12 protein-coding genes are annotated in these 13,675 nt (G+C 42.8%); 6 read left to right on the forward strand and 6 right to left on the reverse strand.

Going from position 1 to position 13,675, the window contains the following annotated elements:
* Positions 1-12 precede the first annotated feature (12 nt).
* The 3 genes from OCU46_RS19265 to OCU46_RS19275 all read right to left on the reverse strand — a co-directional run bounded on the left by OCU46_RS19265 (position 13) and on the right by OCU46_RS19275 (position 4,087).
* Positions 13-1,266, reverse strand: a complete 1,254-nt coding sequence (locus tag OCU46_RS19265; RefSeq protein WP_141271115.1) for an aromatic amino acid transport family protein — start codon at positions 1,264-1,266, stop codon at positions 13-15.
* Between the two features lie 353 nt (positions 1,267-1,619).
* Positions 1,620-2,594, reverse strand: coding sequence for a porin (locus OCU46_RS19270; protein WP_141271114.1), 975 nt, complete (start codon positions 2,592-2,594; stop codon positions 1,620-1,622).
* 884 nt (positions 2,595-3,478) lie between these two features.
* Positions 3,479-4,087, reverse strand: a complete 609-nt coding sequence (locus OCU46_RS19275; RefSeq protein ID WP_141271113.1) for a hypothetical protein — start codon at positions 4,085-4,087, stop codon at positions 3,479-3,481.
* Positions 4,088-4,375: 288 nt separating this feature from the next.
* On the opposite strand from OCU46_RS19275, the gene OCU46_RS19280 reads away from it, so the two are divergent.
* From OCU46_RS19280 to yegS, 5 genes are all read left to right on the forward strand, one after another.
* A complete protein-coding gene (locus OCU46_RS19280; RefSeq protein WP_141271112.1) occupies positions 4,376-4,624 on the forward strand; it encodes a DUF3297 family protein in 249 nt (82 codons plus the stop codon).
* A gap of 223 nt (positions 4,625-4,847) precedes the next feature.
* Positions 4,848-5,948, forward strand: a complete 1,101-nt coding sequence (locus tag OCU46_RS19285) for an NADH:flavin oxidoreductase (protein WP_141271111.1) — start codon at positions 4,848-4,850, stop codon at positions 5,946-5,948.
* Positions 5,949-6,377: 429 nt separating this feature from the next.
* On the forward strand, positions 6,378-8,099 hold the full coding sequence (locus tag OCU46_RS19290; protein ID WP_141271110.1) for a choice-of-anchor F family protein: 1,722 nt from the start codon (positions 6,378-6,380) through the stop codon (positions 8,097-8,099).
* Positions 8,100-8,211: 112 nt separating this feature from the next.
* Positions 8,212-8,709: a JDVT-CTERM system glutamic-type intramembrane protease MrtJ gene (gene mrtJ / locus OCU46_RS19295; protein ID WP_141271109.1), complete on the forward strand. Its 498-nt coding sequence runs from the start codon at positions 8,212-8,214 to the stop codon at positions 8,707-8,709.
* 121 nt (positions 8,710-8,830) lie between these two features.
* Complete coding sequence (gene yegS, locus OCU46_RS19300) at positions 8,831-9,745, forward strand: lipid kinase YegS (RefSeq protein WP_244311393.1); 915 nt, start codon at positions 8,831-8,833, stop codon at positions 9,743-9,745.
* A gap of 100 nt (positions 9,746-9,845) precedes the next feature.
* Here yegS and OCU46_RS19305 read toward each other — a convergent pair whose 3' ends face one another.
* Entirely contained in the window at positions 9,846-10,799 is a 954-nt protein-coding gene (locus OCU46_RS19305; protein WP_141271107.1) for an ATP-grasp domain-containing protein, read from the reverse strand.
* Positions 10,800-11,021: 222 nt separating this feature from the next.
* Here OCU46_RS19305 and OCU46_RS19310 point away from each other — a divergent pair, with 222 nt between their 5' ends.
* Positions 11,022-11,198: a hypothetical protein gene (locus tag OCU46_RS19310; protein ID WP_167495363.1), complete on the forward strand. Its 177-nt coding sequence runs from the start codon at positions 11,022-11,024 to the stop codon at positions 11,196-11,198.
* Between the two features lie 86 nt (positions 11,199-11,284).
* On the opposite strand, the gene OCU46_RS19315 is transcribed toward OCU46_RS19310, so the two are convergent.
* Positions 11,285-12,061, reverse strand: coding sequence for a slipin family protein (locus tag OCU46_RS19315; protein WP_141271106.1), 777 nt, complete (start codon positions 12,059-12,061; stop codon positions 11,285-11,287).
* Positions 12,062-12,070: 9 nt separating this feature from the next.
* Complete coding sequence (locus OCU46_RS19320; protein WP_141271105.1) at positions 12,071-13,438, reverse strand: NfeD family protein; 1,368 nt, start codon at positions 13,436-13,438, stop codon at positions 12,071-12,073.
* Positions 13,439-13,675 lie beyond the last annotated feature (237 nt).

The following is a 13,675-nucleotide window of genomic DNA, read 5'->3' on the forward strand; positions in this document are numbered from 1 at the left end:
CACTATGGTTTGTTAGAAGATGCCGTAAGTTGCTGAAGTAATCGCTGCGATACCACAGATAAGCGTGAAGATTCGAGCTGGCTTAGAGGTAGCTAGCTTCTTCATTGCTGGAACTTTGTACATCGCAAAGATAGGCATAATGAATAGAATTGCAGCAATCATTGGTGCGCCAATCGCTTCAATCATGCCAAGGATGCTTGGGTTAACAATCGCTACAATCCAAGTCGTCAGTACGATGAAACCTAAAGCAATCTTATCAATTTTACTCGCAGAAGCATTTGAGCGTGATTTAGCTAAGCCAACCAGACCTTCATGTGCACCTAGGAAGTGACCAAAGTAGCTTGAGGTAATAGCTGCGAACGCGATTACTGGGCCCAAAATTGAGATGATTGGCGAAGCGTGAACGTTCGCTAGGTAAGAAAGCACAGAGATGTTTTCAGCTTGCGCTTGCGCCAATTGCTCCGGAGATAGAGACAATACTACCGAGAATACGAAGAACATAACGAAGCCCATCAGCATTGCTGAAGCACCACCAGTGATCATGTCCGTTTTCTTGTGTGCATCTTCGCCGTATGTTTTACGCTGTTCTTTAGTGAATTGGCTAATGATTGGGCTGTGGTTGAAAGAGAATACGATGATTGGAATCGCCAACCAAATAGTTGAAGGCAGTGTGTTCCATTCAGGAGTCACCGACATCATTGACGTATTCCAGTCTGGAATTAGGTAAACCGATAGCGCAAGCAAGATCAGAACTAGTGGGTACACCATTGCAGACGTCGCTTTTAGCATCAGTTCCTTACCGAATACTACGCCACCTGTCATTAAGGCAATTAATCCACCAGAAAGTAACCAGCGTGGAATGGATTCCATACCTAGCTGATTTACCATGAAAGAATCGACAGTATTAGTGATACCTACACCATAGATTAGAACGATAGGGTAGATGGCAAAGAAGTAAGCAAAGGTAATAATGTTTGCGCCAGTCTTTCCAAAGTGTTCCTCAACTACGTCCGTAATATCTGCATTTTCGTTCTTAGATGATAGAACAAAACGCGCCAAGCTCTTGTGAGCAAACCAAGTCATAGGTGCTGCAATTAGGGCTAGAATAACTAATGGCCAAAAACCACCAGCACCAGCTTTAATTGGTAGAAATAATACACCTGCACCTACAGCTGTACCAAAAAGAGAAAGACACCATGTGATGTCTTGATAAGTCCATTTACGTGTTTTCCCTGATACTTGTTCTGCGATAATCGTTGTTGTCATTATATAATTCTCGTAAAAAAGGGATGTGATTGATTTCGGGGCGCATTGTGTTGCAACAGCGACATATTTAATGTGATCAAAATCAATCCTTGAGGAAGTACCGTAAGTAGGGAAGATATATTTGGATTGGATCACGAAATTCGCGTGCTACACGATAGATTATTTTCATATAACCATTAAAAATTCTAATGGTAAATTGATTTTGATTTATGCAATCGTTTGCGGGAAAACAGAGTGAATACTGAGGGGATAGACAGTTGAACTAAAAGGGATAGTAAATAGTATGCATAAAAAAGGAGCTCTGATTGAGAGCTCCAAGATATGACTAAAGTATAATCAATCGTACTTAAATCTTAGAAAGTGACTTTTGCACCTACCATGCCTTTAAGCTCTTCGTCTTGAGTGAATTTCTTGCTCACACCAGCATAAGTTAGGAAGTAGTTAGTGAATTGGTAACCTAGATCTACTGTTGCAGTGTTGCGATCTTCTTTTTCTTGATCAAAATCCGCACTTGTGAACGTAGACGCTAGAGTTAACTTATCAGTAAAGTCATAAGAACCCGCTAACTCATAGCCTTGGAAATCTTTACCAAACTGAGAACCACCTACATATAGAGCGCCAAGGTATAGCTCATCAGTTACGTCGGCACCAAGACCTACAAGTAGGTTATCGCTATCTTTTGCTGTACCGTCATGGGTTTCTTTAGCGTAACCTGCACCCGCTTTCAGCATGCCGAAGTCATAGCTTGCTGCAACGCCGTACCCTTTGTCGATTGCTACGCTGTTTCCTGTTGTTACGTCATCGACGGTTGCGCCGCCACCATTCACGTTTGCTTTGACTGTTAAGTCACCGTAAGTACCGACATAAAGCAGTTGATTGTCAGCGCGGTCAGCAGTTACTGATTTGCTAGATGCTTCTGAACCATAGGTATTTAGGATATCAGTGTAATCTGTGATTAAACCCAAAGAGCCATCGGTTTTACCATATTGAAGTTCAGTATTGTCTGTACCAATTCCCACATAAAGATAACGAGTGTCGTTGTCAGCATCCCCATCTTTTCTAAACTCTTTCTCGAAAAAGCCACGAGCATGAACATCATCATTGATTTGAGTTTTTGCCTCTAAGTTCAAACGCATGCGAGAGATATCGTCCTGCTTTTGCTTGTCTTTCAACTGGTTGTCTTTACCTTGGTCAGAGAACTCGCTACGAGCCTCAACGCGGCCGCCTAGAGATAGAGCTAAGTTGTCTGCTTTATATACTTCAGCAGCGTTAGCTGATGCAGCGAATGCTGAGGCAACTGCGATAGCAGTCAGAGTCAATTTTTTCATTTCTATATCCTTTAGTGTCCAGCACAAAAATTCTGAATTGGTGCTGGAACTAAATCCTATATAGTTTGTCTGGCGGGCATAAGATGAATAATTAGAAACTTATTTTGTAGAAGGAATAGGGAATTGATGGCAGGTGATTTAAGTGGCATATCTTCTTTGGTCGGTTTTAAATTATTGATATCACGTTATATATCCGCATTTAGTGAATATTAATCCTAGTGTGGAAACTGGTTTTATATATCAATGCTACTGCAGGTTATATTCATTAATTATGTATTTTTATTCTGAAGAGGCCACACAGACAATAGCGTCTCATTAAAATTTGCAGCGAGCTAATGAGTTAATGAATATGTTGGTTAATATCTTGATGCTCAAATGTTGCAGTTTGTGTATAATTAAACGGACAATGTGAGGAAATCAATGATTTGGTTAAGTCTTAAACTACTTCAGATTGGATTTGTCATTGTCTATAAGGAATATAGAAAACGTAAACAAGCTCGCGCCTTGTGTGGTGTCGCTTGAACCAATAAACCATCAGCCTTTAACGTTAAGCTGGTGGTTTATTTTTTTAGAGCTCTGGCGTGTTTGAAAAATTTGACTTTGTTTATCGCCGAGAGGTTAGTGCTTGATGGTAGTACATGTCTTGCGCTTTGCTATATGGCTATAAACGCATTGAGTTAAATCTCCGTTCTTATGTACTTTATACGAAGCGAATGCTGGAGCGCTCAGCACGCTTATTAATGCTATTAAAACTACTGTTCTCATGTGTGCCTCTGCTTGTTTTAAGCGTATTGTTCGCGAGGCGTTAAATATACGAGGATTTATAAGGAAAAACATGTGCAAGAAAAAGGTGAAATGTTCACCTTTTAATTTTGTATATCCGACTATAGAGCATTTTTATCTCTAGTCATTTTCACTACGCACTCTCTATCTATCGCCAATTTTGCATCTGTAAAGCCTGAACTAGGGAAGGTTGCTACCATACCAATATCAGACTTTATGACTACAGGTTTGCCCTTACCGAACTCATCTAACATAAATGCCAGTCCTGCCGGGTTTTTGGGGCGATATAAACGCGTGTTGTCATTGATTTTATCAACATATTTAAAGTGAACATCTTGTCCATTAACGTTGAAGATTCCACTGATTCTATTGCTGTAAAAAGCTCCAGTAACAAACAGCTCTCCCTCGCAATTGCTCGGATTCGTGCTGTATCCGGCAGCGAAGTCTAAGTCGCCTTTGTGTGTTTGATCATTCCAGCCGACGTTTTTCGCTAATCCATTGCCATGATAGTTCCATTCTTCGCTTGCGAGCCATGCCTGCTTTTCATCAGAAAAGGTATTTTGTAGTGAGGCTGCTTCAGTCGTAACTTGAGTTTGTTGGCTCTCTGATTGTGCAGAAGTGGTGGTGTTTTCTTCTGATGTAATTGCAGTGCTACTGCAACCTTGGGTGACAGCGAGTAAAGAGCCGAGCAACAGCGTGATTTTGTGCATAATGTCTTCCTTGAAACTAAGAGGAGCTTTAATAACACAATGATATCGCTAGATTTGTTGCTATAAGTTAGCAGAGTGTCTGATTTGCTTTAGACAACTGTTGTTTTACTGTCAGCGTATTGAAAGGTGTGTTAGTGATTCCTTTCGGTAAAGCAAACTAACCAAAGCTATAAAGGTAGGGATTGCTCAACTACTACTCTGTTGTCATAGAGACTGAACAGGATTTCTTGAGCGTTAGGCTGGCTTTGTCTACAATGACGCACACTATTATTATTTCAGGTCATGAAAATGAGCGACACTAACGAAAAGCCAACTCTTCCGGATCACCTTTCAGGTAACCCTCGTAGCCCTCATTATGTAGAAGAGTGCTTTCACCACCGCATCGGTATTCGCCTTAACGGTAAAGAGCGTAACGATGTTGAAGAATATTGCATCAGTGAAGGATGGGTAAAAATTCCTTCACCTAAAGCGCTAGATCGTCGTGGTCAACCGATCCTTATTACGCTTAAAGGCACAGTAGAAGCTTACTACGTGTAACGCTCTGTCTTATGGTATTAAACGGCTCATGAATTCGTTCATGGGCCGTTTTTTTATCTCTTCTTCCAGTCATCTTCATTGTCTTCTTTTTAGAGGCTCACCAAAAGCAAATAACTTAACCTAGATTAAGGTTTTGATTGTGATTCACCAGTAAAGTCAGCCCTCCGATCTAGATCACACTTTCAGCACTGTCTCCAAAGCAGTTTCAAATAGAGGAATCGACGTGAGCATTTTGTTTTCACCAGCCCAGATTGGCAATATGACCCTAAAAAACCGTTTTGTGCGTAGCGCAACATGGGAAAACATGGCAACAGAAGAAGGTTATATGACCGAGAAGCTGTATGACATTTATGAAGAATTGGCTAAGGGTGATGTGGGCCTTATCGTAACGGGCTATGCAAATATCGTAGAAGACGAAAAGCCAAATGCTGGAATGATGGGGATCTACAACGACTCGTTTATTGAGGGTTACAAGAAATTAACGGATCTTGTTCATCAATATGATGCAAAAATCGTAAAACAGATTGCTTATGGTGGTACCAAGACTACCTACAATTTGGGTGATCGAGTGATCTTTGCGCCAAGTGAAATCCCAGAGCGTGGTACTAACACTCAGGGTAAGGCGATGAGCATCGAGGATATTGCTCTTATCACTGACGCGTTCGCTCAAGCGAGTTTACGAGCAAAAAAATCTGGTTTCGATGGGGTTGAGATTCATGCCGCACATACTTACTTGATCAACCAGTTCCTGAGCCCGTATTACAATCGCCGTGATGATGAATACGGTGGAAGTCTAGAAAATCGCATGCGATTCTTGGTTGAGATTTACCAAAAAACACGTGCTCTGGTAGGGGAAGACTTCCCAATCCTGATAAAGCTGACTGCAACTGAGTTCTTTGAAGGTGGTCAAACGTTCGAGCAAACACGCGTCATTTGTAAGAAACTGGAACAGCTTGGTGTTGATGCCATTATTGTCTCTGGGAACATTCATGGTAAAGCGAGTGAGATGGTTGGCGAGTCGTTCGACGGCTATACCTTGCAACAAGAAGGTTACTTTCACGAATATGGACACGCCATTAGCCAAGACGTCAAAGTACCGATTATTACTGTGGGTGGCTTAAGTGATTTTGATGCTATTGAAAACATAGCAAATACTACTGGCATCGACTTCTTTGCAGTTTCTAGGCCTTTACTAGCAGAACCTCAACTCATAAAGCGCTGGAAGGAGGGCGATCGTGCTCCTGTGGACTGCGAACGTTGCTCTAAGTGTCGTACTAAACGTGGCAACTTTTGTGTTGTGTTTAAGCGTAGAAAGAAACAGTAATAACTTTATTGTAGAAGCATGAATTAACGGCTTGTAGCTTACTCACTACAAGCCGTTTTTTGTGCCTTGTGATTAAACAAGCTGGATTATTTTGTTGTTTCTGATGCCAAAATAGTGGGTTAGATCAATGTTTATTCAGGTATTGGGATAGATGCACTTTTGGCTCTTTAGCGAGCGTTTTCCTTTGCTAAATTTAAAGTGACGGTGCATTAGGGAATATTAATAAACGAAATGCTTAAGTACATTTATTAGCCTTAACTTGGCTGTTGATACAAGCAGAGTAACCGCTAGATGCTTCATAGAAACAGCTTAGTTAAATGTTGTAGTTAATGCATTTATCGCTTGATGGGGTGTCCCCATTTGAAATTATAAAAAGCCTTTCCTTTCGCACCATAGACGATTATCTGGCTAGCGATAGTGGAGATTATTATGAACATGGAAAGGATTGGGCGAAGCACTTTTGGTGTAATAGGCTTAACGTTCTCAAGTCTATTTTTCGTTGTAAATGCCCATGCAGCGATAATAGAAAACTCTAATGCTGACACCTCATCGGATGCCTTTATTGGTGACTGTGGTGTGCCTGGTGTATCGACTGCTTGTGTCGGTGGCTGGAACCTAGACAATGTAGATGTCATTTTAAAATATGAAGATGGTTTAGAGTTTGGGTCATTTGATGAAGCTTCCGGAAATTATAGTTTGATGACCTATGGAGATTACTTTGAGAGCCTACTCAGTGGAGATGAAGGTCAGGTTATGGCTCGCATCACAGGGAAAGACTGGCCAGTAGGGGAGCCAAACGCGATAAAAATTGTGACCGGTGATTCTGAAGTGTCTCACGGTAAGCCTCAGAACTGCATTATAGGCTCTTCCTTTTTGAGTCCAGATAACTCTGAAATACTCGATGCTAATTTCTTGGATTCCGCACATCCGCAACCTGTCATCTGTTCAAGTCCATTTCAGACCCACAAGCGCTTTAAAGTCGCGATGCTTCCTGCCTCTGTAGATGATATTAGCTCGGGAGATGGGCATGGGATAGATCTAGTGTTTAATGTAAACGATGACCCCGTAGACCCCGAAGCTGAAGATCAAATAGCGCTTCGTTCTTATCAAGTATTTAGCAAAATCAATAACTATACGGGCAGACGTTTGAGCGGCTACAAGGTCGTGGTAGGCACAGGTCGAGGTAGTGAATTTAAGTCCGCAAGTGAGAGCAACATAGAAGACAAGCTGCACATATCTTTGGGAATAGGCGAGGGAGCTTCTGGGGGACATGACAACCTAGCCTATGATGGTTCTGATATCTTTGAAAGTGATAGTCTAGCGACTTTTTCCCATGGATTATTTGGGGCGCCAGATAAGCATTTTATCAGTAATGGTTTCTTTGATATGCGTACAGCAGGATTTGATGTTCTACAAGGTTGCGTATCCACAGCTATAGATGCCTGCGCTAGCTATAGTAATCCCATGACAGAAACTGGCACTCCTGAACTTATGGCTTCGGATATGATTTATTCGACCAGTGCGTTAGCCAGCCATTATCATGAAACCCTAGGTCTTATCGAAGGGCTTCCTTTGGGTGAATGGCTTCCATCTAAATGGCAACCAAAGGCGGTATTTTTTGATGATGATAATGACCCAGAAACCGATGCTAGCTTAATTGCGTGGTGGGACGGAACTAATTGGCGTGGAAGCTATGATGAAGGATTTCCTATCATCGACCAAGCAGAAATAGATTGGCTAGCAGCGAATCCAAATGGATTGTATGAGATGGGTGATATTGAGGATGTACTCAATCTAGGCATTAACTACATCATTAAAGTGGGTAACGGGATACCTGGAGGCACATTTACGGTAAGAATTATTCCTGTTGTTTCTGAAAATCAAGCCGCTCCAGCTTGGTGCACTGGATTCTTTGGCAGTTGTCATGAACCGCCTTATGGTGCAACTACCCAAGCTGAGGATGTGATAGAAGATGTTGCTGAGGAAAGCGAGGTAGATGGCTTTGCTGAGGCATTAGGTTTAACCGAAGCTGATGGTGGCGGTGGCTGTACCTTAAGTAAAAACGGACGTATCGATCCAATACTATTGCTACTATTAGTCATTGCACTGGTCCAAGTATTCTGGCGCCAACATCGTTCGCGAGCTAGCTAGTTGTTCATTCAACATCGTGATGTGCAATGGACTTCCAGAAACTAACTACGACTAAGCCGACATCGTTTAACCTGATGTCGGCCTTTTTCAACAACAGTGAGTAATAGCAACCATGCAGTACCTAAAATCTCTCACGCTAGGGGCGCTAGATGAGTTTGCTCTAAGGGGGGATGCTCGATGGATCTTAGATCGTCAGTTTAAAGTTGCTTGTCTATTTGGGTTAGCGGTAGGCTTGGTGTTACTTTCAAGCAAGGTTTCGACTCTAAACGCAGGACAATCTTGGCAGGCATTAGTATTAGTGGTGTTAGTATCGCCTTTGCTTGAAGAGTTGCTGTTTCGCGGCATGTTGCAGGGAAGATTGTTAAGCCTTAATTGGGGCTCCCTGTCTCTTTTGGGGTTTACCTCAGCAAATCTTTGCTGCTCTTTAGTGTTTACTGCGTTTCATTTTACTAGTCACGAGCCAATCTGGGCATTAAGCGTGTTAGTTCCTTCCTTGCTGTTTGGTTATTTCCGAGACAGACATAACAGCGTCTATCCATCGATCGCTTTGCATATCTTTTATAACGCCGTGTATTTTATCTTGCCAATGTTGCTTGGTATTCGATTTTAAATTTATTGGTTGTTCAAATTTCAAGCCATTGGTATCACTAGTTTGATTGTCTTGTGTACCTCACTCCCATTATACCTGCTAGATTATGAGTAATACTGATGACTAAGTAGTGGTTAACAATTTGATTCGATTGATACTTAATGGAAAGAAAGCAGGGCTAGATAGCGTTAGAGAGGCGGTCTTTTCGATCCGAGATAAAGGGTATGAACTTCAAGTTCGTTCTACTTGGGAGGAAGGTGATGTTGACCGTTTGGTGAGAGAGGCTGCTGAGCAAGGCGTTACGCGGATAGTTGCAGGTGGCGGGGATGGTACTGTCAACGAAGTGGTCAGCGCTATTCTCAAGCATGATCTTAACCATATTGAACTATCTGTCTTGCCGTTAGGGACTGCCAATGACTTTGCTACGGCATGTGAAATTCCTTCAGAACCTTTCGATGCCTTAAATTTAGCAGTTTCTGGTGAGAGTTATTGGGTAGATGCAGGCTCAGCTAATGAAAAATTCTTTATGAATATAGCCACATCGGGATTTGGTGCTCAGGTAACAGCAACGACCCCAGTAGCGCTTAAGAACTTTCTAGGGGGAGGGGCTTATACACTTTCAGGTCTAGTTCAGGCTATTAACTTTCAACCCTTTCCAGGCACAGTCATTCATGATGATAAAGTTAAATTGGCTAATGTGGTGGTTGGCGCTATATGCAATGGTAGAACTGCGGGAGGTGGGCAACCATTGGCCCCTGAAGCGTATATTGATGATGGAGTGTTCGAACTGTTTTATATCGAGGATTTTAGTGCTGGGGATATTCCTACTGTCCTTGAAGAGCTTCAAGAGTTACACGAAACTCCCGACACGCAATTTGTCCATCGACACAACATTAAAACCATTGAGTGGCACTCAGAAGAATCTATGCCGGTGAATCTAGATGGTGAACCTATGTTGCCGCAAAATATGACGATAAAAGTACTACCTAGCAGTATTAAATTAGTGCTACCTGTCGATACACCTATATTGCTTAATCGTAATAAGGCCAGTAGCTAACAACTCGCTAAGTATTAGAATGACAACAAAGTTTCTTATAGAGATTGCAAGATGAAATGGCTGAGCACTAAGCGGAAAGCCATTTCATCAAAGGGGAAGGTTAAGACTGTTCGGCTAGTTGCACCAAGTAGTCTGCAATAGCTTGCATGCCAGATTTGGGCACCCCAGCTTTTATCTCAGCTTTAGAGTTATAGTTAGTATTGGTGTTCACATCGTAGGAGTACCATTTCCCACTTTCATCACAAATGACCTCTATACCTGCGATATCGATTTGGTTATCAGCTAAGAACTGCTCGTGAAGCTTAATTAGCGGTGAATTATCAAGGATATCGGTGATTTCAAACTTGTCTTTTTCTTGAGCTGATTTGTCGTCCTCAAAAGCAGGACAAAACGCATTTTCAATTGAACAACCATCTGCTGGGCACAACTCAAAACCACCCTCAGTTGAAACCTTAACAGCGTATAGAAACTTACCACCGACGTATTCACAGCGAACGATGTAAGGTTCTGTGGATTTCACGTACTCTTGCAGTAACCAAATTCCATCGAGAGGACTATCGGCTTTTAGTCGTCTTAAGCCTAATTTAACATCGTCGAGTGAATCAAACTTTTCAACACCTAGGCCTTTACCTCCGCGATTTGGCTTAATAATCAGAGGCCAAGTGTTAAATTTCTCTGCAGCAGAAATGATAAAATCTGCTCCGACTACCGCCTGTGTTTTTGGTGTCGCAATGCCTACTTTTTGCAACGCAGCATATTGCGAAATTTTGCACACTTCTAGATCGATGACACCCTTGCCGTTAACTAGGGTTGCGTTATTGAGGCCGAGCCATTTATCGATAACACGCGTTAACTCAGGAGCATACCTGTGATCACGAGTGTGCGATGATGCACTCATTCGATTGTAATAAACCGCATCTTCTGGAACGGTATCAAACTCAATATGACCCTCGTTCACAAACCATTCCTTGGCAGGTACATTCAACTTATCGAATGCTTCACGAAGAGGCACTATCCATTCCTCATTTTCGTGCAATATATAGATTGATTTCATACCTGTTCCTTGTCGTTACTTGATTTTGTTTCTAATCAAATAACTATTGCCAACTCTGGGATTGAAAGCTAGAGATAAAACCACGTTCGCTATAAGAAATCGGACTAGCTTATAACCTATAGATTCTAGGAGAAAGTCAGAAAGGTGGGTGCTCATGCAGGTGTTGTTAGTGAGCAAACAACTATACTTATAGTGTTAGGAAAAACTGTAGAGGTGGCGACTATGGACTTTACAGAAAAACTACGCTTACACGGGCAAGCAGATGAGAATCGATATTTCGCCGAGCTCGATCGCAAGTTGATAGATGCTATGCATGAAAAGCAGAAGCACGAAGATGAAGTATTGAAGCGCATTCAGGCTGAAAATTTTGATTTGAACAACACGGCTGACGCTAAGTAGTATCCCTTTACACAACAGGCACCTTCAAATTGCTGAGATGCCTGCGGGGTAACCTCGTGTGTACGGATCAATGAATCCTAGAAACCTTACTTGTTATTCCCTTCCTCTTTGTTTATAGCTTTAGCGATGTCATTGACCGCTTCAACTAGATTAATTGGCATTGGAAACACTATGGTTGACGTTTTATCCGTCGTGATTTCCGTTAGGGTTTGCATGTAACGAAGCTGCAATGCATTAGGTGCTTGATTGAGCATCTGTGCGGCTTCTTTGAGTTTGTTGGATGCTTCTAACTCACCCGTAGCATGGATGACTTTTGCACGGCGGTTTCGCTCAGCCTCCGCTTGGCGGGCAAGGGCACGCACCATGCTTTCATTCAGATCCACATGCTTGACCTCAACGGTCGCAATCTTAATTCCCCAATCATCGGTTTGCTGGTCAAGTATGGCTTGAAGATCTTTGTTAAGTCTCTCCCTTTCCGAAAGAAGCTCATCCAACTCATGCTGGCCTAAAACGGAGCGAAGCGTCGTTTGGGAAAGCTGGCTGGTGGCATCGCTGTAGCTTTCGATATTGTTTATGGCCATCTGCGGGTCAACGACACGGAAATAGACCACGGCATTCACTCGCACCGACACGTTGTCTTTAGTGATAAGATCCTGTGTGGGAACATCCAGCACGATAGTACGTAAATCCACGCGTACCATCTGTTGAACTATTGGAATTAGAATGATTAATCCAGGCCCTTTAACTTCTTGGAATCGACCTAGAAAAAAGACCACTCCTCGCTCGTACTCTCTTAATACCTTGAAGATCTGTGTAGCTAAGGCAATAACGAGAACGACAATGACTGCTGTTGTGTAAAGCATATGCGCCTCCTATTTTTTGACACTTGGGCTTACCGTTAAGGTCAGTCCCTTGATCGATTCGATGGTAACTTTATCTCCATTTTTTAGCTCAGATGTGGCTACGGCATGCCAAAGTGCACCGTTCAATTGGACTCTGCCTTTGCCGTTGGTAAAGTCTTCGCTGACAATGGCTGTTTTTCCTGGGTAGGTTTCAAGACCAGTGGTTACACGGCGATTTCTCACCTTCATTAACATGCCAAGGGTGATGACGATCAGAGCTGCTGAAAAAATGGCGACGCCAAGAATAAGTGGTATGGCTATCTGGAAGTTAGGTAGGTCACTGTCCATTAGGAAAATGGAACCCAGTACAAATGCTACCACTCCACCAAGGCCCAGTATTCCGAAGCTAGGGTTAAATGCCTCAGCAATCATCAGTGCTATGCCAAGAAGCAGCAAAGCGAGACCTGCGTAGTTCACAGGCATCATTTGCAGTGCATACATTGCTAACAGCAGGCAGATCCCGCCAAGAACGCCGGGTAAACCAATACCGGGGTTGTAAAATTCTAATAATAAGCCGTAGATACCAATCAACATCAAGATATACGCCACATTGGGATTAGTGATAACGGCTAACATTTCGGCTCGCCAATCTGGGGTTCTTTCTACTAAGCTAGCTGTGGTTAGTGACAATGTCACTTGCTGGTTATTTACGGTAAGTGTCGTGCCTTCGATTGCGGATATTAACGCTTCGGGGCTGTTTACCACATAATCAATAACATTGAGTTCTAATGCTTCAATCGCATCGAGACTCGCGGCTTCGCTGACGGCTTTTTCTGCCCATTGGGCGTTGCGACCATGGAGTTTTGCAAGACCTTTGATATAGGCCTTGGCGTCATTAATGACTTTCTTTTCCATCGCAGTCTTGGCAGGGACTTGCTCCGCTCTATCGCTGGAGCTTTCGTCTGCTTTGTCAGAAGCTGAATTGTCCGATTCGTCAGTGGTGCTCGGTGGTTTGGGTGAGCCGCCTAAGGCTACCGGAGTCGCAGCGCCGAGATTCGTGGCTTCAGCCATGGCTGCCACGTGGCTAGCCAATAGAATATAGGTCCCCGCACTGGCAGCTCTAGCACCGGAAGGGCCTACCCAAGTAGCGATGGGTACAGTCGATGTGGTGATTGAGTGGATGATATCTCGCATAGCGCTATCTAGCCCGCCAGGGGTATCCATTTTTAATATCACCAGGCTGACATCGTCAACTTGGGCTTGCTGGATTTCTCGAGAGAGGTAGTCGCTGACAGCAGGGCCTATAGGGCCTTTGATAGGAACGACCCAAACGGTGCTTGCAAGAGTTTGATTGGCAAACAGCAGCAATGACATAAGGCATAGTAGAAGCAATCTCATTCAGTCCTCCTTTTACAGGGATCTGATGAACATCTAACTTAAGTATAGTCTGGGCGGGATAAGCCTTGATGTTAATGATGAAGAGTTTGATTCACTACATAGATTTCGTTAGTAATCTATTGAAGTCGCCAATAGAACTGTTAAAAGATGTGTCATAGCAGAATATAACTAAGAGCTATTAAAATTACTTTGATATAATTTTTACTTAATGAATTGTAACGAGAAGTGAGGATCAAT

This window comes from Vibrio comitans (genome assembly GCA_024346835.1).
GTDB classification, from domain to species: Bacteria; Pseudomonadota; Gammaproteobacteria; order Enterobacterales; family Vibrionaceae; genus Vibrio; species Vibrio comitans.

Bases quoted from the DNA above. Each gene is read 5' to 3' on its own strand.
- OCU46_RS19265 (WP_141271115.1), bottom strand. From the start codon at position 1,266: ATGACAACAACGATTATCGCAGAACAAGTATCAGGGAAAACACGTAAA.
- OCU46_RS19270 (WP_141271114.1), bottom strand. From the start codon at position 2,594: ATGAAAAAATTGACTCTGACTGCTATCGCAGTTGCCTCAGCATTCGCT.
- OCU46_RS19275 (WP_141271113.1), bottom strand. From the start codon at position 4,087: ATGCACAAAATCACGCTGTTGCTCGGCTCTTTACTCGCTGTCACCCAA.
- OCU46_RS19280 (WP_141271112.1), top strand. From the start codon at position 4,376: ATGAGCGACACTAACGAAAAGCCAACTCTTCCGGATCACCTTTCAGGT.
- OCU46_RS19290 (WP_141271110.1), top strand. From the start codon at position 6,378: ATGAACATGGAAAGGATTGGGCGAAGCACTTTTGGTGTAATAGGCTTA.
- mrtJ (WP_141271109.1), top strand. From the start codon at position 8,212: ATGCAGTACCTAAAATCTCTCACGCTAGGGGCGCTAGATGAGTTTGCT.
- OCU46_RS19305 (WP_141271107.1), bottom strand. From the start codon at position 10,799: ATGAAATCAATCTATATATTGCACGAAAATGAGGAATGGATAGTGCCT.
- OCU46_RS19310 (WP_167495363.1), top strand. From the start codon at position 11,022: ATGGACTTTACAGAAAAACTACGCTTACACGGGCAAGCAGATGAGAAT.
- OCU46_RS19315 (WP_141271106.1), bottom strand. From the start codon at position 12,061: ATGCTTTACACAACAGCAGTCATTGTCGTTCTCGTTATTGCCTTAGCT.
- OCU46_RS19320 (WP_141271105.1), bottom strand. From the start codon at position 13,438: ATGAGATTGCTTCTACTATGCCTTATGTCATTGCTGCTGTTTGCCAAT.